Origin of the sequence: Parvibaculum indicum (assembly GCF_011762095.1) — a bacterium.
Lineage (GTDB): Bacteria > Pseudomonadota > Alphaproteobacteria > Parvibaculales > Parvibaculaceae > Parvibaculum > Parvibaculum indicum.
Genome location: NZ_JAASQO010000006.1, coordinates 213,676 through 239,999, shown reverse-complemented (window position 1 = coordinate 239,999; position 26,324 = coordinate 213,676). Strand labels below are relative to the sequence as shown.

Below are 26,324 nucleotides of genomic sequence, written 5' to 3'. Positions count from 1 at the left end.
CCATATCTGCCTCCCGATCTGCCTCGGGATACAGAATCATGTGTCGTCCCCCGTGGGAATCCCCTGACGATTCCTTTTATGATGAAACCGCTCTAACCTCTTCATCATTTTGATGATTTATGACAATATAAGAATAAGTCAAGAGGCGACTGTTAAAGCCCCTTGGGAGTATCACAAGCGATCGACCAAGAAGAAAACACTGAACAGAGCTAACTTATAAGTGCGATCTCAAAGGGAAGCGGGATCAGGTAGGGCGCACGGAGATCGAAGAAATGGCTCCGGCGAACCAGACAAGGTTCACTATATCGACCTTGTCAGCAAAGGCACAAAAGAAAGCGCAAGATCCGTGATCAGGCCCGTCGCGGCCAGCAGCAGCACGGCGCTCTTGAAGCGATCGGGTACCGGTCTGCTCAATGCGGCTCACCTGCCCTCGGCTGAGACGATTGCCGCAGGCCCTTCGGAAAACAGTTGTCCGACTCCCACCCCCCTTACACTGCCTTTATCGTCGCGCAGGAGGAACAAAGCGTCGAGGCCTCGTTTTCTTGCGAGTGCCGAGCCTCTGTCGGGGCCGAGCACCATGAGCGCCGTCGCCCAGGCATCCGCCTCTAAACAGGTGCGGGTTACAACGGTGACGGAGGCAGGCGACGCGATCAGGGGCGCGCCACGGATAGGGTCCATCGTGTGCGACAAGCGCCGCCCCTGCACCTCGACCCAGTGACGGTAATCGCCGGAGGTCGCCACGGCAGCATCCTGAAGCGAAAGGATCGAATGGGGCATCCGACGCTCGGCATCCGGCCCCTCGACAGCGATGGTCCATGCCTCTCCGTCCGGCCGAAGGCCGAGCGCGCGCATCTCGCCATCGATGCCGACGAGGGCGTTGCCGATCCCGCAGTCGCGCAGGGTCTCGGCCAGTCGGTCGACCCCGTAGCCCTTGGCGATGCCGTTCAGGTCGAGCGCGACGGGCGAGGACTTGCGCACACGGGCACCGTCGATCTCCAGGACCTCATGCGCCGGACGGCGTCGCGCCGCCATCGCGGCGCGAATGCTCGCAGGCGCCGCGGCCTTCGGGCCGAACCCCCAGGCTGTCACCGCATCGCCCATGCCGATGTCGAACGCTCCGCCCGATGCGCGGCCAATCTCGAGGCCCAGGCGCAGGACATGCAGGAGATGCGCGGGCACCGTCACCCATTCGCCAACGGGCGCTGCGTTGAGGCGCATCAAGTCGCTGCCGGGCTTCCATGTCGACATCTGGGCATCAACCTCATCGACAGCTGCCTGAAGCGCGGTCTGGACCGCGTCCGTGTCGATGCCCTGTTCCTCGAAGAACAACGCCGACCAGCGCGTGCCCATGGTTAGGCCGTTCAGAGCGATGCGCGCCGCCTCAATAGACGTCTTCGACATATCGCCCCTCCGCTTTCAGCACAGCCGGCGTGAGCCCGGTCGGTGCGAGGATATCGGCCAGCGCATCGGCAACGCCCGCCGCCATATCACGCCCGCCGCAGACCATGACGCGGGCTCCGTCCCGGACGAGCTGCGCGACCTGCGCCGCTTCGCTGCGCAGCGCATCCTGCACATATTGGGGGCGCTCTCTGCGAGAGACGGCCGTGACCAGCCGGGTCAAACGGTACTCTTCCTGCCAGGCGGGCATCTCGTCGCCGTAGAAGAAGTCGCTGTCAGGATGGCGCATACCGAAGAAGAGGTGGACGGGCCTGTGCCGCGTATTGCCGCGCACGAAGCCCGCGAGCGGCCCGATACCGGTCCCGGCGCCAATCAGGATCAAGGGCGCTTGGCCCCGACACGGACGGAAACCGGGGTTGCGGCGAAGGAAGGCCGTAACCCTGTCACCCGGCTCCAGCGCCGTGAGCTGACCCGAGCAGAGGCCGCCGGGATGTTTCCTCACGACGATCTCGACGAACCCGTCTTGGCGCGCGGAGGCCAGCGAGTAGAGCCGCGGGACAGTGCTGCCTTCCGGCACGACACCGATCAGGTCGCCGGCGTCGAACCGGGCGAACCCGGCCCCGGTCAGCCTCTGCCAGAACGAGACGCGCGGCAGGCCGAAGCGCAGGATCGCCGTCGGGGCCTGAACCTCAGCGCCGTAGTCGCGCCGTGAGACGAGGGTCAGAGTCCCGGTTTTCGGCAGGACAGGTTGGTGCGAAAGGTCGAGGTCAATGCCGAGAGCCTGTCCGAGCGCGCGACCCCAGCGGGCAAAGTGCTGCGGCGACTGGCGGTCGACCGTGTCGAGGGGCATGAGTTCAGGCCAGCCCTTCGCTTCAGCGGCGGCTGCGGCAGCCTTGGCGAAGGCGCAATAAGCGGGAAAGCTCTTGTCACCGAAACCGAGCACGGCCAGAGGAATGTCAGGTACGAGATCGGCGGCGTTCAACCGATCGAGGAACCCCTTGGCAGAGGCCGGCGCCGCGCCGTCGCCATAAGTCGCGGCGAGCAGGATGATCCGCTCCGCCTGAGTGTAGCGCTCCGGCGCGAAGCCCGACATCGCGCCGACATGGACGCTCTGCCCGGCTTCCGTCAACGCGGCGTGCAGGGTCGCTGCGAAGCCCCATGTGCTGCCGCCCTCGCTGCCGACAAGCAGGATCGTCTCGGCACGCCCGGCGGGCCCATTGCCCCGGATACGCGGCCGGCCGCGCCGCCCGGCAAGCCAGACCAGAACGCCGGTTGCGCCCATCGCGGGCACGCCGAGCGCCATGAGCCCGAGCACAAGGCCGAGCGTCGCCGCGCCCTGACCGGTGTGCAACATGTAGATGGTTTCCGAGATGCGCTCCCAGCCGCTCAGGTCGGCCCAGCCAAGGAGTGCACCGGTGCCCTGATCGAGGTCCCCGGTTCCCCGATCCGTCTTCAGCGTAAGTACGTCCGTCGCATCGCCAGGATAGGGAAAGCTCAGCGCGCGCAGCTCGGCGACGGGCGTCTGCCTCAGGGCTGGCATCTGATCCAGAGCGAACCCCATCTCGCCGCTCACCTCGGCCGACATGGCGGGCACCGCGCCGCCGTCGGGGAGCAGATCGAAGGTTGAGGCCGTCATCCACAGGGCGGTCGTAGAGGACAGGACGAGGCCGATCACGGCGATGCGGGCGATCTCGACATGCAGCCGGCCGGCTAGCGGCCCGCGCAAGGGGGCGAACCAGTTCCGCCCGCCGCCCGCCCGCCGCGCGACCAGCGCCGCGCCCGAAAGCGAGAGGACCAGCATCGCCGCCGCCCCCGTGGCCATGGCGATGCGCCCGCCATCCCCGAGGAACAGCGAACGGTGCAGGTTCGTCAGCCAGCGTTCGACCTGGTTGGGGTCGGCCGAGGCCACGCCCTTGCCCGTTGCCGGGTCAATGACAGCCGCACCCGGTTCGCCCTGATCGAACCAGTAGGCGGTGATCCGGCCTGAGGGCGACCGGCGGATCTGCTCGACGCCAGGATAGGCCGTCTGGATGCGGTCTGCGAGGATGGCGACCGTCAGGCCGGCCTCCGCCTGCGGCGTGGCGATGCGCTCGGCCGCAGGGAAGACCGACAGCGCCGCGCCGCTCAGGGCGAGGATGGTGACGAGCGCGAGGGCCAGAAGGCCCGGCCAGCGATGGAGTGCACGGATCATAGCCTCCGCTCCTCACATGTCGTAGTTGAAGCTGGCGATGTAGCGGCGTCCGTTCACAGGCGTGCCCGCGCCAGCGGTCGTGAGCGGGACGGCCACCTCGTTGGGGCTGTCCCGCATGTCCTCGACGGCCGCGTCGATATGGAGCGTGTAGCCCGCATCGAACAGCGCATCGGCAAGGTCGAGCGTGATCTCCAGTTTACGCCCCGCGCCGACGCTGGCGCCGGTGATGCCGTTCACCTGCGCGGTGTCACCGCCGGTGGCGCGGTACCAGTCGCTCAGATGCTTGTAGTATTTGGACTTGTCGCCGGCCATCCAGAGACTGCCGACATAGGCGTCCGAGGCATCGGTGACGTAGAATGCCAGATAGGCCCCGTCACCACCGTAATTGTTGAGGGTCGTGGTAAGCGTCACGGGCCGCGCCATGGCGACGCCGGGAAGCGTCAGCGCGGTGGTGAGCGCGAGCGTTGCAAGAAACGATTTCATCGGATGGATCCTTGTTCGGAGAGGTGCTGCGGAGCGGCTCAGTTCATCTGGACCCGCGGAGGAGCTCCGTTTCCGAAGAGACCGTTCTTCGGCGGTGCCACCGAACCTGACGGTGCGGGATTGCTTGCGCCGCCACGTTCGTCGTCGTCCTCGTGGTCGATCACCACGATCTGCAGCGTTGCCGGATCGAGCTTGACCTCGATCTTGCGGCCATCGCCGTCGCGGCCCTCGATCTCATAGCAACCATCGTCAACCTCGAAATCGTGCACGGTCCAGCCAGTGTCCCGCGCCACCTGCAGCGCGGCCTCGCGCGGCTGCCATTGGCTGCGGGGCACGGCGCAATCGTTGTCGTCTGCGAGCGCCGCGCCCGCGGGCAGAAGCGCTGCAAAGGCAAAGGCAAATACGGTCAGTGTCTTGTTCATGGCAGGGTTTCCTTTCGTCTGCTGAGACCAATCTGCAGAGCCAAGCTGAGGGCTTCCTGACGGCGGAGCGATTCCCGCTTCAGCTTTCCGTCAGGAAGAAAAAGGCCCCGCCGGTGAGAGCGAGGCTCGTTTGCAGCGCGCCCTGCGCGCTCGTGTCAGTCACTATCGCCTCCTTACGATCCCGAAGCGGGGCGATCGTCGTCGTCCTCGTACTCCAACTCGATCACCTGAAGCGTGGCCGGGTGGACGGTTGCTTCGATCCGGCGCCCCTCCGCGTCGCGGCCATCGACTTCATAGCAGCCATCGTCGATCTTGATACGGCGCACCGTCCAGCCGTTCTCCTCGGCCAGCCGGACGACGGCATCGCGCGGCTGCCAGTCAGCCATCGGCACCAGGCACTCGTCATCGGCCAGCACGACGCCGGCCGGAAAAACCGCGAGAAAGCAGAGAATTGTCAATGTCTTCTTCATGAGCCAAACTTCCCGCTGGGGTCATCCTGATGCAAGTCATGCGCGGCGAAGCTGACGGCAGCCTGACGAGGCGGGCCGGCCCTCTTCAGGTTCGCGTCAGCCTGACGGGTCATGGAGGGTCACCGGGAAAGACGAGGACGACCATGCGTATCCTGCTGATCGAGGACGACACGGTTCTGGGCGCCGCTGTACGCGACCAGCTTGCCGCCGATGGGCACTCGGTGGACTGGGTCACGCGCCTCGACGCAGCGGACGATGCGGTAAAAGCCACATCCTATGACCTGATCCTGCTCGATCTTATGCTGCCGGACGGGCGCGGCATCGGGCTCCTGAAGAGCCTGCGTACAAGGGGCGACGTGACGCCCGTTATCATCCTGACAGCGCTCGACCAGGTGTCAGACAGGATCGAGGGGCTGAATGCGGGCGCCGACGACTACCTCGTGAAGCCTTTCGACCTTTCCGAACTCTCGGCCCGGATCGGCTCGGTCGCCCGGCGCTATTCGGGCAACCCGAACCCCATCATCACCCATGGCCCGCTCGAGATCGACCTGGCGGCGCGGAGCGTTCGCCGCGACGGCAAGCCCGTTCAGCTTACGGCGCGGGAATGGGCGCTGCTCGAAGCCTTCCTCGCGCGCCCGGGGCAGCTTCTGTCCAAGGCGCAACTGGAAGAGAAGCTCTACGCCTTCGACGCCGAGGTCGAAAGCAACACCATCGAGGTCCATGTCAGCCGCCTGCGCAAGAAACTCGGGAACGCCGTCATCGAGACCGAGCGCGGCATGGGCTACAGGCTGGCCAGACCATGAGACGGCCGTACAGTCTTCAGGCAAGACTTGTCCTGTCGGCCGGCCTCGTGCTGACGGTCCTGTGGCTGCTGACCGCAACGGTCACGAGCGTGATCATCCGCGCGGATATGAACGAGGTCTTCGACAGCGCATTGCGCGAGACCGCCGAGCGCATCCTGCCCGTCGCCGTGACCGAGATTGTCGGGCGTGAACAGTCGGGGACAACGCAACGGCTCGCGCCGATACGGGCGCATGACGAGTTACTCACCTATATCGTGCGCGATGCCGAAGGCCGCATCCTGCAACAATCGCATTCAGCAGACCCGGCCATCTTCCCACCGTATGAGGGCCCGGGATTCAGTCAGACCGCCACTCACCGGCTCTACAGCGACGCGGCGCTTCAGGGGACGATCAGAATAACCGTCGCAGAAGCGCTTGCACATCGCATGGCGGTCGCGCGGGAGATCCAGCTCGGCCTCGGGCTGCCGCTATTGATCCTGTTGCCCGTTGCGCTGGCGGCGATCATACTGGCCATTCGCTTCAGCCTCGATCCATTGCGCCGGTTCCGCGCAAGACTGGAGTCGCGCGGCACCCATGACCTTTCCGAGATTCCTGCGGACGATTTACCGGCAGAAATCGGACCACTGACCGCGACCCTGAACAGCCTGTTGACCCGCCTACGCGAGGCCTTTGAGGCCGAGCGCAGCTTCGCGGCCAATGCCGCGCATGAGCTGCGCACGCCGCTGGCAGGCGCCATCGCCCAGGCACAGCGGCTTCGGGCGGAAACACGTGACTCGGGTGTCGAATCTCAGGCTTTGGAAATTGAAGTCACGCTCAAGCGGCTGACACAACTCTCCGAGCGCCTCATACAGCTTGCCCGTGCAGAAGGCGGACGCCTTCGCCTGGACAGAAGCGCAGACCTGAGAGATGTCGCGCGCGTCATGGTGAAGGACCTCGACCGCGCGGGCACACCGGGGCGCATCGCGTTGACGCTTCCGGAGGCGCCGGTCATGTCGGACCTCGACCCTGATGCCTTCGGAATCCTGTGTCGAAATCTCATGGAGAATGCTCTGCGTCATGGAGCGGAGAACGCTCCGGTCGATGTGACCCTTACTTCGGATGGGCAGTTGATCGTCGCGAATGACGGTCCCGTCCTGCCGCGTGACACTCTGGAGCGCCTGACCGCTCGCTTCGAGCGGGCGGGCGCAAGCGCTGATGGTAGCGGGCTGGGCCTTGCCATCGTCGCGGCCATAGCGGATCGGATCGGAAGCGCGCTCGTCCTGGAGTCGCCGCGCCCGGGTGCGTCATCAGGATTTCAGGCGACCATCAGATTACCAACAGACGCTTCTCGCCCCGAAGAAACCAAAATGATAGAGTAAAATTACTTGGATACAGGCAATAAATCTTTCAGAAAATAAGTAAAATAACTCTAGAACTTAAAGATAGCACTCAGACCTGGACGGGCTTTGGATCATTATATTTTTGTCTACTTCAATATTGATTCAGCAAAAATGCTCTGAAAACGGTCGACAAAATGACTTCATTGCAGCCGGACAAACGACTGCCAGTAGCCAAAAGCGATGCTCCCTCTGCCTGGAGGGTAAAAGTCGGCAGCATAACAAAACCCAGCTTTCATCCAGTCAAACTGACGAAGCCTCGAGCTTCAATCACCAGAAGCATGTGTGGACGGCGCGAGAGCTGTTGTCTGGGCAGCAAAAAGGCCAGTTGATTCTCGCCGACAAGGCCTACGACGCCGACTGGATCAGGCGGCAAATCGAGGATCAGGGCGCCACGTCCAATATCCTCGCCAAAGCAAACCGAAAATGGAAGCCCTGCTTTTCGCCCAGGCTCTACCGGGAACGAAACCTCGTCGAGAGGTTCTTCAACAAGCTCAAGTTCTTCTGCCGCATCGCCACCAGATACGACAAGCTCGGATCGACCTTCATGGCCATGATCAAGCTCGCTTCAATACGCATCTGGCTACGCGCTTATGAGTCTAAGGCCTAAAATTCCCAGCCCGGCTCGGGAATGGCCCGATATGCCTTTGTCAGCGCATCCGACCAGGACTGACGCAACCCGCGGAAATACTCATCATCTTCGGAAATCCGCCGTGTCATCGCCACTTTCAGCGCATCCCGCCGATAGACCATCAGATCGATCGGCATACCGACGGACAGGTTGGAGCGCATGGTCGAATCCATGGAAATCAACGCAAGTTTCAACCCGTCATCGAGCGGCGTATCGTAATGTAGCGCGCGGTCGATGATCGGCTTGCCGTACTTGTGCTCGCCGATCTGCAGGAAGGGCGTGTCTTCCGTCGCCTCGATATAATTGCCGGCAGAATAGACCTGAAAAAGCCGCATCTCGCCCTGGCCGACCTGGCCCGCCAACAATATCGACACGCTGAAATCGCCGGCCTGCGCTTCGAGCGACGGACCGTCGGTCCGGTACACTTCCCGCACCGCCTGCCCCATCAGCTGCGCCGCACGCACCATGGACGGTACGGTGTGAAGCGTCATCGGCTCCTCGCCCGGGCGAGGGGCGATACCCTGCTCAAGCGCGATATTCACCGCCGCCTGGCTGACCGCCAGATTGCCTGCCGTCATGATGCTGATCACGCGCTCGCCCGGATGTTCGATCACGGTGAGCTTGCGGAAGGTGGAAATATTGTCGACGCCGGCATTGGTGCGCGTGTCGGCCAGCATCACCAGCCCTTCCTTAAGGCGCAGCGCCACGCAATAGGTCATTTTCTGTCTCCGGATGTCCGCCTATTGCTGGATGACCTTGTCATCCACGACAAGGCGCACTTCCAGCGTTTCGTTCCCGCCGCCGCGCCGGACACCCCGCACCGGGGCCGCCTCGAAATAGTCGAGGCCGGAGGCCACGCGGATATGAGCGTCGGTCGGGCAGAGCCGGTTGGCAACATCGAATCCAACCCAGCCAAGCCCATCAATATAGGCTTCAGCCCATGCATGGCTAGCCTCGTATGCCTCCCCGTCGCCCCCCCAGAGATAACCGCTGACGTAGCGCGCCGGGACACCGAGAACCCGCGCGGCGGAGATGAACACATGCGCATGGTCCTGGCAGACGCCATTGCCCGCCGCCAAGGCTTCGCCCGCCTTTGTCGCCACATCCGTCGAGCCGGTCTGGTAGTCGATGGCATCTCGCACGGCGCCCATCAGCTGGTGACCCAGATCAAGCGGGGAACCGTCCGAGGCCTCTTTCGCGGCCTGCGCCAGAGCCTCGATCGGCTCGTCCGGCTCGGTCAGTTCCGTTTCACGGAGATAGAAAAGCGGTGGAAAATATTCCGGAACTCCGGAGAGCACGCCATTGGCGTCCTGCGTCTCCACTTCGCCGGTCAACGTCAGCGTCAGTTCGGTATGGGCCCGGTCCATCGTCAGCATGTTCAGCACATTGCCATAAGCATCGCGCCCATAGGTCATGGTCGCGCCCCACTGCGTACCGATCCGCCAGTCCAGGATTTTCTGATTTCCATTGTCCAGCGGCGTCAGGCGCAGCGCCTGCAAGGCATAGGACGCCTCGAACTCATAGCGATAGGTCGTTTCATGTTGCAGATGGATGCGCATGGCCGGCGTCGGATCCTGAATTCGTCCTGATGGAACCTAGAAAAGATACGCCCGGCTGATCTCATAGGCGAGACGGTTGTTGTTCTCGATATGCTCCGACAGAAACTGGTGCAGGCCCTGCCGGAATATGTCGTCCACCTGGCCGAAGCGAAGCCGGGAATGGATCTGCCCGGCCATACGATGGCACTCGTGACGCTGGCCATACTGTTCCGCCAGATGGTCGAGGCTCTCCTTGATGCCCAGCGCACAGCTTGCCAGGGATCTTGGCATTTCCTCGCGCAGCGTCAGGAACTCGACGATAAGTCCCGGCTTCAGCCCCTGCCGATAAACGGAATTGTAGCTGCGATAGCCCGACACGGCCCGGAGGATGGAGGCCCATTGATAATAATCGATACCGCCGCCCACCTCCGCCTCGTCGGGCAGAAGGATGTGATACTTCACATCAACGATGCGTGCCGTATTGTCCGCCCGTTCAATGAACGTCCCCAGCCGCGAAAAAAAATAGCTGTCACGGCGCAGCATGGTCGCAACCGTTGCACCGTGAAACAGCAGCGACCGGTCCTTCACCCAGTCGAGGAAACGGTTCAATCCGCTGCCGCGCACACGGTTCTCGTTCCAGCCCGGCAGTTCGAGCCACGTCGTATTCAAGGTCTCCCATTGTTCCGTAGTCAGAGCGGTACGCACCGCGCGACCATTGCGGCGCGCCGTCTCGATGCAATTTCGGATGGAAGACGGGTTCTCCTGATCGAAGGCCAGAAAGGAAATCACACTTTCCGGCGTCGCCTCGTCATACCGTTCGTAGAACATGTCCTCCAGGCCCGCGACGACGATGGTCGAATGCCATTCATTGCCATCCGATTCCGCAATCGCCGGCATCAAGGACAACCGGTCGGTGACGCGCAGGATACGGGCGAGGTTTTCCGCGCGCTCCATATAGCGCGAGATCCAGTAGAGATTGTCGGCGGTACGGCTCAGCATATCGGCGTTCCGGCGCTCCCTTCAACTCTTCAAAACCCAGGTATCCTTTGTGCCGCCGCCCTGACTTGAATTGACGACCAGCGACCCTTCCCGCATGGCAACGCGGGTCAGCCCGCCCGGCACGACCCGGGTTTCCCGGCCCGACAGAATGAAGGGCCGCAGATCGACATGGCGCGGCGCCACACCCTCATTGACGAAGGTGGGACAGGTCGAGAGCGCAAGCGTAGGCTGCGCGATATATTTCTCCGGCGCCTTTTCCAGCGCATGGGCGAATTTCGCAATCTCTTCCTTCGTCGCCTTCGGGCCCACCAGCATGCCGTATCCGCCCGACCCGTGAACCTCTTTCACGACGAGTTCGGCCAAATGCTCCTTCACATAGGCAAGGTCGTCCTTCTCGCTACAGCGCCATGTCGGCACGTTTTTGAGGATCGGCTTTTCGCCCAGATAGAACTCCACCATTTTGGGCACATAGGTGTAGATCGCCTTGTCGTCGGCGATCCCGGCTCCCACAGCATTGGCAAGGTTCACATTGCCGGCGCGATAGGCCTGCATGATACCGGGCACACCAAGCGCGGAATCCGCGCGGAAGGCAAGCGGGTCGAGGAAATCGTCATCCACGCGCCGATAGATCACATCCACGCGCTTCGGCCCCTGCGTGGTGCGCATATAAACGATGTCGTCCTTCACATAGAGGTCGGGTCCCTCCACAAGTTCCACGCCCATCTGGTCGGCCAGAAAGGCATGCTCGTAATAGGCGGAATTGTAGATGCCGGGCGTCATCACGACGACGGTCGGCTCGCTCTCGCAATTGCGCGGCGCAACCGAAGCGAGCGTGTGGTGAAGGTCGTCGCAATAATGGTCTACCGGTGCGACATGGTAGCGCTCGAAGAGATCGGGAAAGAGCCGCATACTGATTTCCCGGTTTTCCAGCATGTAGGAGACGCCGGACGGCGTGCGGCAATTGTCCTCGAGGACGTAGAACTCCTCCGGCCCGACGCGCACCATATCGATACCCGCAATATGGGTGTAGACATTGTGGGGCAGCTGGACGCCCTGCATCTGATGGCGATAAGTCTCGTTGAGCAGGACATGCTCGGACGGCACGATCCCGGCTTTCAGAATTTCCTGCGCCCCGTACACGTCGGCAATGAAGGCATTAAGCGCATTCACCCGCTGGACGAGACCGGCCGAAATCTGCTCCCACTCCGCCGCTTCCAGAATACGCGGAATGATGTCGTAAGGAATGATCCGTTCCGGGTCGCCTCCCTCGCCATAGACGGCGAAAGTAATGCCGATCCGCCGGAAGAATGTCTCCGCCTCTTCTCGGCGGAGGGTGAGGACATCGAGAGGGATCTGGTCCAGCCAGTCCTTCAGAACGCGGTAGGCCGGGCGCGGCTCGGCGCCCTCGGCTCCCATTTCGTCAAAGATGGCAGGCGCCATCACATCTCCCGTTTGCTTCCTCTGGCCAGTTCACCAAGCCTAGACCGATTTCTTAACCCAATGAAAGAGCAAGAGCGGTGCCATGCACATGACCATCGCAAAAGTCCTGTGACTTGGGCAAGGCTGATCGCTAACCGGGCAGTCGAGTGACGATGAAAAGTGCAGGCCGCACTTGAAAGCGGCATAATCGGCCAGAGCCGGACACCTCCTCGGTTGGCGAACCCGGGAAAACCCACTATGGCTGGCCTTCTCCCAAGGCGGTGGGGCGGCCTCTGAAATCACGACGCTCCCGGTCCGCCTGAGGGCCGAAATCGAAAGCTGGACCTCGAACGATGGAAGTACTTGTCTGCGGCGCTACCGGATTTATCGGATCACACCTGACCCGACGCCTCATGGAAGAAGGGCACAATGTTCGGGCAGTCGACATCGAACCGAATGGATATGTCGAGCATTCCATCAGGAAACTGATCGTCGGCGATTTGCGGGATCCTTCCTTCGTCGCCGAGGTGATCGACCAGCCTTTCGACGAGATTTATCAGCTTGCTGCGGATATGGGAGGCGCCGGATACCTGTTCACCGGCGACAACGACGCCGAAGTCATGCGCAACTCTGCGTTGATCAATCTTAATGTTCTGGAAGCTGCCTGCCGAAACAACGCCCGGCGCATTTTCTTCGCCTCCTCCGCTTGCGTCTATCCGCAACGAAACCAGATCGATCCGTTGAACCCGAATTGTGCTGAAGACAGCGTCTACCCTGCTGATCCCGACAGTGAATATGGTTGGGAGAAACTCTTTGCCGAGCGCCTCTATATCGCTTACGCGCGCAATTTCGATATGGCCGTCCGTATAGCGCGTTATCACAACATTTTCGGGCCTAATTGTGCCTGGAACAACGGCAAGGAGAAAGCACCGGCCGCGCTCGCCCGCAAAGTCGCCGAAACGCCCGATGGTGGCCAGATCGAGATCTGGGGAGACGGCAAGCAGACGCGGTCGTTCCTTTACATCGACGAGTGCCTAGAGGGAACGTTGCGCCTGATGCGCTCGGACTGGAGCGGCCCGGCCAATATCGGGTCCGAGGAAATGATTTCGATCAGCGCGCTGGCGGACATGTACATCTCGATTTCGGGAAAAAAGATAGGAAAGCGTTTCATTCCCGGCCCCGAAGGCGCGCGTGGCCGCAATTCCGACAATCGTCTGATCCGCGAGAAGCTCGGATGGGCACCGTCGCGACCGCTTCGAGAGGGGCTTGAATCGATCTATGCCTGGATTGCCGCTCAAGTGGCATCGCAAGACATGCCCGCAAACGAACGCCAAGCGTAAAACTCAGCGAACCGAATATATCGAGCGCCAGGCTCCAGGCTCTGCGTCGACTAGTACGAACCGGCGCGAATTTTTTCGATACGTTCCGCCATGACATGCCGCATGGCTTGCCCTGCCTTTACCGCGCCATCGCGGTAGCGCTGATAATTCTGCGCAACAGCGAGAATGGCATCAGCATATTCACCTATGTTGCTTGCCGCTGGAGATCCGGCGATTTCCTGCCAATCCGCCATCGCAAAGCCTTTGGTAACGACTACCGGCGTCCCGCACATCGCGGCTTCGATGATCATCCCCGAACCTCGGCTCCGGTATGAGTGGATGTCGTAGGGCAGAACGAGAACGTGGGAACGCCCGATCGCATCTGCAAATGCTGCCGAACTCAGCTCTGGATCCAGGAAATCGAGTTCCAGCATGTCAGACAATTCGAGCTGCTCTAGTGACGCCATGAAACGCATCGCCTCGTCCGATCCACGGGAATCGGAATCCAGTCCAGCCGGTTTCTGCAGAAGAATTCGAATGCGCCTCACACCTGTCCGCTGTTGGCCTTCCGCCAGCGATCTGACGATGTCGGGAATCAGGTCGGTGCCCTGTTCTTTACGTTTCCCTCCAAGCATGCCCACAACAAAACAGTCTTGCGGATCGGTCTTTGCGGTGAGTGCCCCGTCACGGATATTCATCGGAGTGAGCCATTGGCGCACCGGCGGAAATCCATACGAAGTTTCCAGCTTGATCCCCATCTCTACTGTTTCGGAGTAAAGGTGAAGATTGGGGAGTTCACGGGCTGCTTTCGCAAGGAGAGAAAGTCCCTCCTCATATTCCTGCATGAGATTATCAGGCGCGCTCTCGCCGATGACACGGAAATGCATGGCCGGACCATCACGCCCGACCTTTTGTGCGAACATGGCTAGGCTACCGGCCTGATGCGGCCAAGCGGTATGAAAGATAATGGTATCGTTGGCCCCCAATTGGGCGCTTTGGGCAAAGTGCAACATCGCTTTTGCATTGCGCGATCTCGCAACCGATCGATAGTGCGCGGTATGTTCGACCCACTTGAAAATCCGTCGGCTCAAGGTTCTCACATCCGGCCAGTTCCAGACCGTCACATCGTCGTCGAACTTGATCGCTGACGATGCTTTACGATGGATAGCCACATAACATGACTTGTCCGGAAAGGAATTCAGCAAGGATTTTGTAGTGGGGTAATGATGCCCGTAAACGAAACGGCAAACAGGGTCGAGAATGAGCACTTTGTTCATTGTAGACTCCCGACGAAATACCCTCTGAACAGAGATACTCTCTATCGGTCAGCGGGAATTCAGTTTCCGCAGCAAGCGCTCGTTGGGATGTCCGTCCGCCGGTAACCCGTGTGCCTTCTGGTATCGCCGGATCGCCTGGCGCGTATTGTATCCGACGATCCCGTCCACGCCCTTGGTGTCGTATCCGGCGTTGGTCAGTGCACGCTGCAATGCCTCGCGTTCGCTACGCTTCAGCGGCCGCTCGTCCCTCGGCCAGTCGCTGGCGATCTCGCCGCGCCCGACAAACCTTTGCGACAACAGCCCGACCGCCAGCGCATAGGAGGTCGAGTTGTTATAAGCGAGGATTGCCTTGAAGTTCGGCAGAACCAGAAAGGCGGGCCCCCTGTGCCCCGAGGGCAGGAGGATGGCGGCGGATTGAGCGTCGTCGCGCGCGGGCAGAGCCCCGCCATCGGCCATGCGTACCCCCATCGCGCGCCATTGCGCGATGCTGCGCCGGTTCGACCTGTCCGCCTGGGCATAGTCGAATCCGGACGGTAGCCTCACCTCATAGCCCCACCCCTTGCCGGTCTTCCAGCCGGAGCGCGAGAGAAGGTGAGCGGTGGAGGCCAGTGCATCGTTCGCACTGTTCCAGATATCACGCCGCCCATCGCCGTCGAAATCGACGGCATGGATGAGATAGGTGGTGGGAATGAATTGCGTCTGGCCCATGGCACCCGCCCATGACCCCATCATGCGTTCCGGCGTGATGTCGCCTGCCTGAATGATCTTCAGCGCGGCGATCAACTGCGACTTGGCGAATGCCTCGCGCCGCCCGTCATAGCCCAGCGTCGCCAGAGAGCGCAGGACATGGAGCGATCCCGTAAACTCGCCATAGGCTGATTCCAGCCCCCAGATCGCCACCACGACCCGGCGGTCTACGCCATAGGCTTTTTCGATGCGGGCAAGCGCCTTTTCATGGGAACGCAGCATCGCCTGTCCATTGGACACACGCTTGTCGGAAAGCGCGCTTTCAAGATAGCCCCAGACCGGTTTTGAGAATTCCGGCTGGTTGCGGTCCGCGGCGATCACGTCGGGATCGGGGTTGAGCCCGCTCATGGCCCGGTCATAGACCGGCGCTTTTACCCCCGCTGCCAGGGCTTCCTTGCGGAACGACTTCACCCAGGCCGTAAAGGCGGGATCGGCGGGCGTTCTCGGCGACACCAGAGGGATCGGCGCGGAAATGCCCGTTGCGGCCTGCGCGGCGGGTGGTCCATATGCCGAAAAACTCAGGAAAACCACCCCAAGGGAAACCACCCCAAGGATTCCCGTCCGGATCAGGTCTTTCATTCCGAAACTCGGTCCTCTCACGCCTCTTCGCCTTTCGGACAACCCGAAACGCGCCACCCTGCACCTGAAGCAAACGCTATCACGGTGTCCCAAAAAGAAAACAGCCAAGGCAGCTCTCGCCCGCGTGTGAGCAAAGGTTACTTAAGATTCGCCCGCCACGCTGCCCCTTTAAGCCGCGATTAAGCAACTCTCGCGCATTTTGTGGGTGTTCAGGGAGTATGTCTTGTTCTCGGTCATAAACTGCGTCACCACACAACATAGTCCGGACTTCGTTCTACTGGCTGCGACCATATGCATGCTGTCCTGCCTGACAACCGTCAGCCTGATCGGACGTGTGCGCGATGCGCATGGCTGGATCGTTCAGGCATGGATAGGCGGTGCGGCCTTCGTTGCTGGCAGCGGAACATGGGCGACACATTTCGTCGCCATTCTCGGCTACGCGCCGGGTCTCTCGATCGGTTTTGACATCGAACGCACCCTGATTTCAGCGCTCGCCGCAATAGCGCTTTCATGGGTGGCGTTTCTGGTCGCCCTGCGCCACAGCACCTCTCGGGCCGGTATAGCAGCGGGAGGCGCGATCCTCGGCCTTGCCATATCGACCATGCACTATGTGGGCGTTAGCGGCCTGGACATCGCTGCCCATATCACATGGTCACGGGACTTCGTCGTCGCATCCGTCATCTCGTCCGTCGCGTTTTCAGTGCCGGCCATGCTCCTCATGACCAGCGGCAACAGCCTTTCGCGGCGACTTTCCGGCACGGCAGCCCTGGCGATCGCCATCATGGCACTCCACTTCACCGGCATGACGGCGATGAGCATCGCACCGGACCCTCGTATCGTCCTCCCCCAAAACATGGTCCCCGGCGACTGGATCGCGGTCGGCATTGCCATCACGACGGCCACGATCGTCATCATCGCGATCACGATCTCGCTCGTCGACCGGCGCCTCGTGCTGCGCGAGAAGGAAGAGGCGGCACGTCTGCGCAAATATGTCTCCCAGCTCGAGGAGTCACAGGAACAGCTTCGCGGCATGTCCGAGAAACTCAAAGCCGCCTTGCTCGAAGCCTCCAGCGCCAACCGCGCGAAAACCGCCTTCCTTGCCCAGACAAGCCACGAACTCCGAACCCCCCTCAACGCAGTGATCGGGTTTGCGGAGTTGATGGAAAACCAGACTTTCGGCCCGCTCGGACATCCCAATTACCGGGAATATGCAAGCGACATTCGCAAGAGCGGCCAGCATCTGCTGGGCATCATTTCAGACATACTGGATGTCGTGCGCACGACCTCGGGCGATCTCGAACTGACAACAGAAGAGTTCGACGCCAAGGTTATGATCGACGATGTCTTCCGTATGATGAACATCGAGGCGCTCAAGGGACACCTGACCCTGACATACAACACGCCCTCCGGGCCGGTAACAGCCTATGGAGACCGGAAACGCATCAAGCAGATCCTGATCAACCTGGTCGGCAACGCGATCAAATTCACCCCCGCACAAGGCCAGATCGAACTCGGCCTGAGCGAAGAGAACGGCATGACGGTCCTGCGCGTGAGCGATACCGGGATCGGCATGTCCGCGACGCAGATACCGGCAGCCCTGGAGCATTTCGGTCAGATCGACATGGAACACCGGCGCCAGTATGACGGGTTGGGTATCGGCCTTCCGCTCTCCAAGAACCTTGCCGAATTGCATGGCGGACGGCTGGAAATCGAAAGCACGCCCGGCATAGGCACGATCGTGAGCGTCTACCTGCCGCATGAAGCCGCTTCGGAAGAAAATCATACGGAAGCGGAAACCCGCGAACAGGGCCGCGCTGCGGGCTGAACACCGCTCAGAACGGAATCTCGCGTCCATCCCAGCTGAAAAATCCGCCGCTGTCGCTCGGATCCAGGCGGCCTATCACATCCAGAATATTCACCACCGCCTCGTCCGGTGTCCGGAGTTTCAATCCCTTTTTGGCGAAGGGATGCGACAGCGCGGTATCCACCGTCCCCGGATGGACGGCAACGCAAATCGCTTCTCGCGAACGACGCGCCAGTTCCACCGCGCCGGTCCGAACGAACTGGTTCAGCGCGGCCTTCGATGCCCGGTAGCCATACCAGCCACCCAGACGATTGTCCGAGATGCTGCCGACACGGGCCGACAGCACCGCAAAGATCGCCCGTCCCTGCCTCGGAAAATACGGCAGGAAGTGCTTCATCACCATCGCCGGTCCGATCGCGTTCACCGCCATGCTGTGTGCCAGCGCTGCCGCGTCGAGATCGCGGAAGGATTTTTCCGGCTGCATCCCTTCGCCATGCAGGAAACCCGACGCGACGATGAGTAAGCGCAGAGGCTCGTTCCGCCCGGCAATCTCGGCGGCGGCCTGCGCGATGCTCTTTTCGCAAAGGGTATCCAGCGCCGGATTGCTGGATCGCGAGAATCCGGTAACGCGGCTGAACGCGCCACCGGATTGAAGATTGTCCATCAGGGCATGACCGATCCCCCCGCTGGAACCGATGACGACGGCTTGTCCGCCGTCCCTGGATATTTCCTGTTCCACGGTCATTCGTCTCTCCGTTCGCGGCCTCGCATATCGCCTGCCACACAATACGGAAAGGGCTTCGGCATGGTTCACCGCCGCGTCCGGTTCTGAGACAGGCCGCAACGTCCTGTCCCGTTTCGGGCAACATCCATCGGGAACCCCCCGGGAATCCGGCCCGATATGAACCAGCTAACCCTGTTTTTGCCGTCTATGGGACGAATCGGGCTGGAACGCGGCTTGCGCATGTCTTCGCAAATGAATTGAAGGCATGAAGCGAGCCCCCCCAATGACTGCCGCAACCAATAACACCACACCGATCGCTCCGGTCGCCGCCCCCGCGGCCAGCCCGCGCGTGGAACCTGCCGGGGCGTCCTACGGCAAAAGCAACAGCCCGCATCGCGACCGGTTGAGCGCACGGCTCACGCCGATCGCCGATCGCTTGATGCTGATGCTGGGCGATACGCTGTCCCTGGTTTTCGCTCAGGGCATGGCGGGCCTTCTGGCGCTGTCCGTCAACCAGCACATTCTGAACACCAGCTACGAAGCCGTTCAGGCCGACGCCCTTGGCGAGCGGTTCATGCGGGTCGCAGCCCTTATCCTGCTGCCGATGATCTGGTGGAGCGCGAAAGGGCACTATTCCCGCCGCACCCCCTTCTGGAGCGAAATGAAGGATGTCGCCAAGGCCATGCTTCTCGTCGCTTTGCTCGACGGCTTCCTGCTCTTCGTTACCAAGGACTATTTCTCCCGTCTCTGGATTTTACAGGGCTGGGCGCTCGCGCTCGTCATGATCCCGCTGGGACGTATCGGCATGCGCGTCTTCCTGAAGCGCCATGGCAGTTGGATGGCCCCGGTCCTCGTCATCGGTACCGGGCGGAACGCCGCAGAAGCCGCTCAGGTTCTGGAATCGGAACCCTATCTCGGCTACGAAATCGCGGGCATGACCGAGGCCGCCGAGCTGATGGATCACGAGAATGCCATGCGTCCGTCGAGCTTCCTCTATCGCGCGGGCGGCGACCTCTCCGAGGCGCTGTTGCAGGCCTGCGAAACGCACCAGGCACGTTTCGTCGTCCTGGCGCCCTCGCCGGAGGAGATGGCCCATCTCGACCCGCTCCTGCGCGCGCTCCATCGCGCCCGCATTCCCTTTGCGATCATTCCCCCGCTCAAGGGCATCGGGGCGATGTCACTGGATGTCGGCAATTTCTTCAGCCATGACCTCGTCATGCTGACGCTGGCGGACAATCTGGCGCGGCCGATGAGCCGTTTCGTGAAGCGCAGCTTCGACCTTGCCGTGGCAGGGGCGGCGCTCCTGGCACTCGCCCCCTTCTTCGCGGTGCTGAGCGCCCTGATCCGTCGCGATGGCGGCCCGGCCTTCTTCGGTCATACGCGTGTCGGCGAGAATGGCCGCGACTTCAACTGCCTGAAGTTCCGCACCATGCGCACCGACGGCGATGCGATTTTGAGGGAGCTGCTGGAAAAGAACCCCGAGGCCCGCGCCGAATGGGAACGCGACCAGAAACTGCGCAACGATCCGCGCATCACCGGCATCGGCCACTTCCTGCGCAAGACGAGCCTCGACGAGCTGCCCCAGCTCCTGAACGTGCTGCGTGGCGAGATGAGCCTTGTCGGGCCCCGTCCGGTCACCCAGGCCGAAGTTCGCCGCTATGGCGAGGACGCTGAATATTATCTGGCGGCCAAGCCCGGCATCACCGGCCTGTGGCAGGTCAGCGGTCGCAACAACACGACCTATGTGCGCCGCGTACAGCTCGATGCCTGGTATGTGAAGAACTGGTCGCTCTGGGCCGACATCGCGATCCTTTTCAAGACCGTGCCCGTGCTGATCACGCGCAAGGGCGCCTGCTGACTGGATAGGAATAGCCTCCGACAAAAACTATCGCTGGACGGCCTCGACGATTTGCCGTGATCCATCTTGCTTCTTCAAGTGACGAATAATCCTGCGAGCACGAAGCGTGTTGATCCTCAACAAGGCTTCGGCAGCCCGACGCCTGACGGACCGCGGTGTATGTTCGTCTCTCGCGCGCGCGTACAGCCTGTCAATGACAACGCGTTGTATGCGGGTTGATCTTCCGCCGTTCGAAAAAACCTTTCCCAAAACGTTCAGAACCATATTTCTGGCGGGTGTATAACTTCCACTCTTGTCCTCGTAATCAAGCAACGCCGAAGTGATTTTCCTGAGTTCTTTTTTGCCTGACGTCCGAAGATGAGCCCCCAAGCCTTCAATCGCGAGGCGTTTTCTGGGGCCATCCAATTGCGGATCCTGCACAACACTGAGCAACGTATTCCGGGCAACGCTACGCAAGGTATTCCGGGCAACATCACCCCCCCAGACGCCCAACACCTTTACCGCCTGTCGCCCTCGGGCGTTTGTCTGCGATTGCTCTCCTTGAGAGGGACGGCTTGTCGCCTGCGCCACAATGCGCTCAACAGATTTGTCGCTCTTGTTTTCAGCAAAAACCTCGAAAATTCCATCCAGAATAGCCGGCCCGATTTCACGCCTGCTCATGAGCGAGAGCAACCGATCAACCAAGTCATCAGTATAAAGATGTTTTAGGGCATCAGTCGCTGCCAGACCGACGTCTTCCGGCGTTCTTTGATCCTCAATTAGATCGATTAGCTTGCCCGTGACTCTCGTGCTTTGTGTGACTTCCGGACGCGAGGCAAGAAGCTTTATAAGCGACGCCCGCCCCGCTTCGCCATCACCCAGCTTTTCGAGCACCTCATTCTCAATCGTCTGGCGTTCTCCGGCTTCAATGAGCCATGCCATTGCCTGGTATCGGGTTTCAGGGTCTGCCGGCACCTGAAAGATCTGTTTGGCGGGTTTTGTATCACCACCAATGTCCAATATGTGCAAGACCCGCAGATGGTCATCAAGACCATATGCTTGACCAGGCTCATCATTTCCATCGGCTTCATCACCACTTGTTTGCTCGAGAATGGAATCCCGAACTTCCTCGCAAAATTGCGAAAGAGCCAAGCCATAAGCTGAATCTGAATAGATATCCGTTATATGGTCTCTGGTTGTTGGGGCTGGAAGCATTCGCCGTAATCCCGCGATAAGACCGGCAACAATCGCGCCGTCGATGACGAGGCGCAGCCCCATATCGACGGATGCGGCGGCGAAGGTGGATGGCTGCAAAGACGAGAACCGCGGAGGAAACCCGAATCTTCCGAACACATCGGAAAAATCAAAAATCAGTAGCTTTTCAACGACGACGTCGCAAGTGAACCCCAGCCATGCCCACCAGCCATGCTCACCTTGAGAATGAGCGCCGTCGAGATACCAAAAAATGAGCGCGAACACCGGCACCAGGAACAGCGCAGCTATCAAAGCAAAACCTGCATATACGGTTGGCCGAGGCCATTGAGGCCTTAAAAATTCGGGCAGTCCATTCAGATATCGCTCAACCGCCTCGACACTGCCGCGCAATCCCAATGCGTCGTACCAGGCAATAATGATGGAAAGGGAGGCAACAACCGGCGCAAGCAGCGCGCCCCCAACAATGATGGCGACAACGGCCTCGGCCATACGCTCGCTTCCAAGCCCGGAAACGAGTGCAATCCCCAGAGCATCTAGATTTCCAGGCCAAAAGAGGAACGCCAGAGGAAAATACCATAGGCAAAGAATGACGAACTTCGTCTCCAGGCTGTACGAGCCCACACCGGCAAACTTGGCTAACCATGCAACTTGTCGACGACCTGACCGCAGTAAAGGCCGTAGCCTCGACGGTCGTTCCCCTATTTTTTTCGATTCCCCACTTTGTGAATGCTCAATCACAATCATCCTCCCCCAACACCAATATGCGGAAGGATATGTTAAGTGCCAATTTGACACAAAACACAAATAATAACCCGTTATTTCTAGTATAAAACAGGCATTACGAGAAAGCTTCAATGAAAAAGCAAAAATATTCCTGGACGAAGATCAGGATAGGCAATGCTTTGGTCGAGCCGAGCATCGGAACTGCTGGAACAGGCACCAAATTGAGAAGTGAATAACCCTGCGTCGCGGTCGGCTCATTGATAAGCGCATCTGTGCTATGTTTTGTGCTGATCGATGATGTGATCGAAACCGCGACATAACTCTCTGAATTTCTGTTCGAAGAAAAGAGCTCTCATATGACGATGGATGGTTGGCTGATTCTGGTGATGGGGGTCATCCTGGCTCTGGCACCAATGGTTCTCTCCAAGATGGAACAAAAGATCCGGGAACGCGGCACGTCAGTACCAAGCATTGTTACGATCAAGGGCTACGGCCTCACCCCCTTTACGCTCTTCAGTGGATTCATTGCCGTAGTACTGCTTTACCTGTCGCGCCTGATGGGGCCCAGCCTCGGTTTTGTCTTTATTGTTTTTGGTGTCGTGGCCTGCGCAGTAGTGGTTCAGCAGGTTCGTAACACCAAGGCAAAGTGATCGCCCAGGGGTAACCTGAACCGCTTCTCCAAGCTCCGGTTCACCACTCACCCCTCAAACAGCGCAACGCCCGTTCACAAATCATTGTTGGGCAAGAACTCTTGCAAATGGCCCCGCATGCGAGCAATGCGGCATAGCCCGCCCTTAAAGCTATAGATCACGATCTTCCGGGCCGGAGTGAGGTCAGGGGCATGCGAAGATTCCGATGTGAGACGACAAGATCCGGCTGCCCCCGGCGACGGGCTGGCGCTGAGCGCTGACTCAATTTCCCGGGCGACATCGGCGAAACCTTACGTGTCGGGCCGCATGCGCCCGACGACTTTGTCCGGCGAAGGGCCGTCCCCTTCGGGCGATGCTTCCACCGTCATCACGACGAACACGCTATCGCCGATCTCCCCGAGGCGCCGACGACTTCGCCGTCATCGGCGCATTCCGCCGCGACGTCCTGCACATAATCGCAATCGCCGTCCGCATAGGCCTGCGCGAGGAGTTTCCAAATCTCGGCCAGTTCGCGGGCCAAGCCCGGGCGGTCTCCGGCTGGATTTCATCGTTGCGAGCATCATTCCCCGGTTTTCATGCCAAAAGATCGGTCTTGCGTCGCCAGTAATCGTGAGCTTCTCGAACTGCCCTGCTTGCCTCGATTTTGGCGTGATGAACCAGCGTGAACGAGATGTTGGGTCTACGAGTTTGTTACAGTTTTCGACTGGATACCTTATGGAAAAGTTTGAAAAACTGAAAGGACGTAAGCGGAACAAGTTGGGCGGGTCCCCGTCATGGCACATGCTTCGAATACGGATGAGCTGCTCCATCGCTCCCCGCTCTTCATTGATGTCGGGATGAGTTGCAGCGATCCGGCACGGGCGTTCCCGGCCCAGATCGGCTGGGCGCGGTCGGTTGAAGGCAAGATCAGAAAGGGCTCCGTCGTTGTGGCGCCGGACCCGTCATGGCTTTGCGATCGAACCTGGTGTCGCGATCTCGCACGCCAGCGCGGTCTTGGAACAATCGATATCGCCGAGCACGGCCTCGCCCCGGCCGATGCGCTGATGTTTCTGATCATGGAACTCGAGAGCGAGGAGATCGCGTATAGCGCTCGCCTGCCTTTTGTCGCGGATCAGCTGCGCCTTCTGGTCCAGGCGGCCGGATTCACCTATGGAGTGCTCGAGATCCGGGCACCGGAGCTGCTTGCCCGACAGATGGGCGTTAACGAACATGTGGTGCGGGCAGTTCTGGACGACGCGCGCATGATCCATGACGCCGGGGCCGATGCGTCGAACATGCTCGCAGGTTTCATGGCGGCCACGGAGGCCCTGATGCAGATGCGGCGGCGCGGGCGACCCGTGCCCAGAGGACAGAACGACCGCGTTCCGGCCTCCGCAACGATAATGCGGCCGGCCCTCGCCGCGGACTAGCTATGCAGTCCATGAGGGGTGTTCACCGGGACTGAAGCCTGGAAGCTGATTGGTGCCCAAACCGGTTAGCCTGCAGAAGAGCTCCGATGGACATGCACATCCAGCCGGAAAGGCAATCGACGAAGGCGCGCGCGTCGACGTCTTTCCCAGCTGAAGGAAGGGGAGAGCGTTAAGACCGCCTTTTGAAAGCCTGCCATTTTCTGCCTGCCCGGACGATCATCTTCCTGCGCCAACGGCGCGAGGGCGCATGATCCATCGTGAGAAGGGTGATCCCTACCGGGATGGCGCCCGGCCCCGGCGGGCCCGGAATGAACCCGAGAACCACCAGACCAGCGCCAGCGCCGATGCGTCCGGCACGGCTACGGGGAACCGGAAGCCTGAAGCGACCGATCTTCAGGCCCGCGCGCAAGCGTCTGTCCGAAATATCCGCCATTGCCAGCCTTTTCTGCAAATCAGATCTGGCAGAAGATACGCCGAGGTTCGGACTTTCCATCGTTCGCACTTTGTAGAAAATTGCAATCACCGAGCGGAAGGATGGTTCCGATGAAGTCGACTACCTGCCCGCACCGGTGGCCCCTGCACTGAAATATCCGGCAAGACGCTGATAGAACCACAAGCCGACAAGTGCGCCGAGAACAACACCCAGCGCATCGGCAGAAAAGTCTAAGAATGAAGCGGAACGGGCAGGTATAAAACTCTGAATGACCTCTATTGCCGCGCCGACCAAAAGAAGGCCTGCGAACAAAATGCTGCGGCTGCCGGTTCGAGTGGCCGCAAAAGGAACAATAGCCGCCAGCGCGGCAAAGGCGCCGCCATGCATCACTTTATCAAACCCGGAAAAAAATGAAGGCGGCGCCATGGCAGGATCAAGCGTACCGACAAGCACGGTGCCAAGACCGACAAGCCACACAACACGCACCCAAAACCTGTTCATTCCGCTATCCACACGCTTAGCCAGTCCGCTCCGTTCAGGAGCTTCTGCAAGAAAGTTCCGCATAAAAGCTAAGGCCTCAGGGTTAAAGAAGGCAAAAGGATGGATCTATCTTGCCAGAGAAACGCAACAAGCCTCGTCCTGCCGGGCGGGAAGAGGTTAATACTCCTCATCCAACCTAGCCACAACATAGTCAGCCAGCGACAGAGACGCCGTAAGCCCCGGACTTTCAATGCCGAAGAGATTGACGAGCCCGGCCAGCCCATGCTCGTCGGGACCCGATATACAGAAATCGCGCGGCGGTTCGCCGGGGTTCTGCAGTTTCGGCCGGATACCCGCATAGGCAGGTACCAGTGCCCCGGCCGGAAGGGCCGGCCAGTAGCGCCGGATCGCCTCGTAGAAAATCTCGCCCCGCGCCGGATCGACGCTGTAATCGAGCCCGCCATCCGCGCCTGGCTCGACCCATTCGACATCCGGTCCGAAACGCGCCTGCCCGCCCATATCGAGCGTCAGATGAATGCCGAGACCGGCCTGTTCCGGGGCAGGATAGATGAGCCGCGAAAACGGCGCCCGCCCCGACAGAGCGAAATAACTGCCCTTGGCAAAATGAGCCGCCGGCACAAAGGCCGGATCGAGCCCCTCGATCCGGTGGCCGAGCGCGGGCGCATGAAGGCCTGCCGCATTCACGACCTCGCGCGCGTGGAGCCGCATCGGCGCATCGCCGCCGACTTGAATGACGAAGCCCGGCGAGCAGACTTCGATCGCTTCCGCTTCGGCGTGAAACGCGATCACTCCGCCATGATCCTCAAACTCTCCCTGCAGACTCAGCATATAGGCATGGGAATCCAGAATGCCCGTCACCGGCGAGTGAAGCGCAGCCAGACAGGAAAGCTGCGGCTCTGCTTTGACGGCGCGGACCGCATCGATTTCCTCGGTTCCCTCCACGCCGTTTTCGCGGGCCCGTGCGGCAATCGCCGGCAGGGCCTCCGCCTGCGCCTCGTCGGTCGCAACGATGAACTTCCCGCATTGGCGGTAAGGCAGCCGGTGCGCCTCCAGATAGGCATGGAGAAGACGTCGCCCCTCGACACAGGCCCGCGCCTTCAGGCTCCCGGCCGGGTAGTAGATACCAGCATGAATGACCTCGCTGTTGCGCGAAGAGGTCTCCGTGCCGATCGCGCCTGCGCGTTCCAGCACAACCACCTCGCGACCGGTCATGGCGAGCGCGCGGGCACAGGCAAGCCCGACCGCGCCCGCGCCGATCACCGCTGTCTCGATCTCGTAAACGTCGCTCACAAAACTCCTTCCCCGGATCGCCCGAGAGATGAGGATTAGCCGATTTCCGCCCCCGGCACGAGATGGAGATCACGCCCCATGAAATG

General features: G+C 60.7%; 24 protein-coding genes. 8 read left to right on the top strand and 16 right to left on the bottom strand.

Translation table 11 applies throughout. The features are described 5' to 3' along the window. Positions 1–420 precede the first annotated feature (420 nt). The 5 genes from FHS78_RS09825 to FHS78_RS09805 all read right to left on the bottom strand — a co-directional run bounded on the left by FHS78_RS09825 (position 421) and on the right by FHS78_RS09805 (position 4,964). On the bottom strand, positions 421–1,401 hold the full coding sequence (locus FHS78_RS09825) for an FAD:protein FMN transferase (protein WP_167093666.1): 981 nt from the start codon (positions 1,399–1,401) through the stop codon (positions 421–423). Then, positions 1,382–3,589 (bottom strand): PepSY domain-containing protein, encoded by a 2,208-nt coding sequence (locus tag FHS78_RS09820; protein ID WP_167093664.1) that lies wholly within the window; start codon positions 3,587–3,589, stop codon positions 1,382–1,384. The genes FHS78_RS09825 and FHS78_RS09820 overlap by 20 nt, the downstream gene beginning before the upstream one ends. Positions 3,590–3,601: 12 nt before the next feature. Continuing rightward, positions 3,602–4,072 carry a DUF2271 domain-containing protein gene (locus FHS78_RS09815; RefSeq protein ID WP_167093662.1) on the bottom strand — a complete coding sequence of 157 codons (471 nt, stop codon included), beginning with the start codon at positions 4,070–4,072 and terminating at the stop codon, positions 3,602–3,604. Positions 4,073–4,110: 38 nt separating this feature from the next. After that, positions 4,111–4,494 (bottom strand): PepSY domain-containing protein, encoded by a 384-nt coding sequence (locus tag FHS78_RS09810; RefSeq protein WP_167093660.1) that lies wholly within the window; start codon positions 4,492–4,494, stop codon positions 4,111–4,113. A 173-nt stretch (positions 4,495–4,667) separates the two neighbouring features. After that, positions 4,668–4,964: a PepSY domain-containing protein gene (locus FHS78_RS09805; RefSeq protein WP_167093658.1), complete on the bottom strand. Its 297-nt coding sequence runs from the start codon at positions 4,962–4,964 to the stop codon at positions 4,668–4,670. A 143-nt stretch (positions 4,965–5,107) separates the two neighbouring features. Here FHS78_RS09805 and FHS78_RS09800 point away from each other — a divergent pair, with 143 nt between their 5' ends. The 3 genes from FHS78_RS09800 (at position 5,108) to FHS78_RS09790 (ending at position 7,753) form a co-directional block, all read left to right on the top strand. Then, positions 5,108–5,767 carry a response regulator transcription factor gene (locus FHS78_RS09800; protein ID WP_167093656.1) on the top strand — a complete coding sequence of 220 codons (660 nt, stop codon included), beginning with the start codon at positions 5,108–5,110 and terminating at the stop codon, positions 5,765–5,767. After that, on the top strand, positions 5,764–7,125 hold the full coding sequence (locus FHS78_RS09795) for a sensor histidine kinase (RefSeq protein WP_167093654.1): 1,362 nt from the start codon (positions 5,764–5,766) through the stop codon (positions 7,123–7,125). Before FHS78_RS09800 ends, FHS78_RS09795 begins: the two co-directional genes overlap by 4 nt. Positions 7,126–7,426: 301 nt before the next feature. Beyond that, a complete protein-coding gene (locus tag FHS78_RS09790) occupies positions 7,427–7,753 on the top strand; it encodes a transposase (RefSeq protein ID WP_343041956.1) in 327 nt (108 codons plus the stop codon). Here the strand turns inward: FHS78_RS09790 and FHS78_RS09785 are convergent. Genes FHS78_RS09785 through FHS78_RS09770 form a run of 4 tightly spaced genes read right to left on the bottom strand, consistent with a single transcriptional unit; the run spans position 7,750 to position 11,751 of the window. Next, the gene (locus FHS78_RS09785) at positions 7,750–8,493 is read right to left on the bottom strand and encodes a proteasome-type protease (RefSeq protein ID WP_167093652.1); all 744 of its coding nucleotides are present in this window, start codon (positions 8,491–8,493) and stop codon (positions 7,750–7,752) included. The genes FHS78_RS09790 and FHS78_RS09785 overlap by 4 nt on opposite strands. 21 nt (positions 8,494–8,514) lie before the next feature. After that, on the bottom strand, positions 8,515–9,333 hold the full coding sequence (locus FHS78_RS09780) for a transglutaminase family protein (protein WP_167093651.1): 819 nt from the start codon (positions 9,331–9,333) through the stop codon (positions 8,515–8,517). Positions 9,334–9,369: 36 nt separating this feature from the next. Next, positions 9,370–10,311, bottom strand: coding sequence for an alpha-E domain-containing protein (locus FHS78_RS09775; protein WP_167093649.1), 942 nt, complete (start codon positions 10,309–10,311; stop codon positions 9,370–9,372). 21 nt (positions 10,312–10,332) lie between these two features. Next, positions 10,333–11,751 carry a circularly permuted type 2 ATP-grasp protein gene (locus FHS78_RS09770; RefSeq protein WP_167093647.1) on the bottom strand — a complete coding sequence of 473 codons (1,419 nt, stop codon included), beginning with the start codon at positions 11,749–11,751 and terminating at the stop codon, positions 10,333–10,335. A 332-nt stretch (positions 11,752–12,083) separates the two neighbouring features. Between FHS78_RS09770 and FHS78_RS09765 the strand changes: the two genes are divergently transcribed. Further along, the gene (locus FHS78_RS09765; protein ID WP_167093646.1) at positions 12,084–13,070 is read left to right on the top strand and encodes an NAD-dependent epimerase/dehydratase family protein; all 987 of its coding nucleotides are present in this window, start codon (positions 12,084–12,086) and stop codon (positions 13,068–13,070) included. A gap of 50 nt (positions 13,071–13,120) precedes the next feature. Here the strand turns inward: FHS78_RS09765 and FHS78_RS09760 are convergent, their stop codons facing one another. Together FHS78_RS09760 and FHS78_RS09755 are read right to left on the bottom strand one after the other, a co-directional pair. Then, positions 13,121–14,326 (bottom strand): glycosyltransferase family protein, encoded by a 1,206-nt coding sequence (locus tag FHS78_RS09760; protein ID WP_167093644.1) that lies wholly within the window; start codon positions 14,324–14,326, stop codon positions 13,121–13,123. A gap of 48 nt (positions 14,327–14,374) precedes the next feature. After that, positions 14,375–15,652, bottom strand: a complete 1,278-nt coding sequence (locus FHS78_RS09755) for a lytic murein transglycosylase (RefSeq protein ID WP_167093642.1) — start codon at positions 15,650–15,652, stop codon at positions 14,375–14,377. Between the two features lie 295 nt (positions 15,653–15,947). Between FHS78_RS09755 and FHS78_RS09750 the strand changes: the two genes are divergently transcribed. Beyond that, entirely contained in the window at positions 15,948–17,477 is a 1,530-nt protein-coding gene (locus tag FHS78_RS09750) for a sensor histidine kinase (protein WP_167093640.1), read from the top strand. Between the two features lie 7 nt (positions 17,478–17,484). Here FHS78_RS09750 and FHS78_RS09745 read toward each other — a convergent pair whose 3' ends face one another. Further along, positions 17,485–18,201, bottom strand: coding sequence for an SDR family NAD(P)-dependent oxidoreductase (locus FHS78_RS09745; RefSeq protein WP_167093638.1), 717 nt, complete (start codon positions 18,199–18,201; stop codon positions 17,485–17,487). A 262-nt stretch (positions 18,202–18,463) separates the two neighbouring features. On the opposite strand from FHS78_RS09745, the gene wbaP reads away from it, so the two are divergent. Continuing rightward, a complete protein-coding gene (wbaP, locus tag FHS78_RS09740) occupies positions 18,464–20,038 on the top strand; it encodes an undecaprenyl-phosphate galactose phosphotransferase WbaP (RefSeq protein WP_167093636.1) in 1,575 nt (524 codons plus the stop codon). Between the two features lie 27 nt (positions 20,039–20,065). Here wbaP and FHS78_RS09735 read toward each other — a convergent pair whose 3' ends face one another. Further along, positions 20,066–21,721: a hypothetical protein gene (locus tag FHS78_RS09735; RefSeq protein WP_167093634.1), complete on the bottom strand. Its 1,656-nt coding sequence runs from the start codon at positions 21,719–21,721 to the stop codon at positions 20,066–20,068. Positions 21,722–22,311: 590 nt separating this feature from the next. Between FHS78_RS09735 and FHS78_RS09730 the strand changes: the two genes are divergently transcribed. Next, on the top strand, positions 22,312–22,605 hold the full coding sequence (locus FHS78_RS09730; RefSeq protein ID WP_167093632.1) for a hypothetical protein: 294 nt from the start codon (positions 22,312–22,314) through the stop codon (positions 22,603–22,605). 367 nt (positions 22,606–22,972) lie between these two features. On the opposite strand, the gene FHS78_RS09725 is transcribed toward FHS78_RS09730, so the two are convergent. After that, positions 22,973–23,125 (bottom strand): hypothetical protein, encoded by a 153-nt coding sequence (locus FHS78_RS09725; RefSeq protein ID WP_167093630.1) that lies wholly within the window; start codon positions 23,123–23,125, stop codon positions 22,973–22,975. A 253-nt stretch (positions 23,126–23,378) separates the two neighbouring features. Here FHS78_RS09725 and FHS78_RS09720 point away from each other — a divergent pair, with 253 nt between their 5' ends. Continuing rightward, positions 23,379–24,014, top strand: coding sequence for a hypothetical protein (locus tag FHS78_RS09720; RefSeq protein ID WP_167093628.1), 636 nt, complete (start codon positions 23,379–23,381; stop codon positions 24,012–24,014). 553 nt (positions 24,015–24,567) lie between these two features. On the opposite strand, the gene FHS78_RS09715 is transcribed toward FHS78_RS09720, so the two are convergent. After that, positions 24,568–24,948: a VanZ family protein gene (locus FHS78_RS09715; RefSeq protein WP_167093626.1), complete on the bottom strand. Its 381-nt coding sequence runs from the start codon at positions 24,946–24,948 to the stop codon at positions 24,568–24,570. Positions 24,949–25,104: 156 nt separating this feature from the next. Beyond that, positions 25,105–26,238 carry an FAD-dependent oxidoreductase gene (locus FHS78_RS09710; protein WP_167093624.1) on the bottom strand — a complete coding sequence of 378 codons (1,134 nt, stop codon included), beginning with the start codon at positions 26,236–26,238 and terminating at the stop codon, positions 25,105–25,107. Positions 26,239–26,324: the final 86 nt, after the last annotated feature.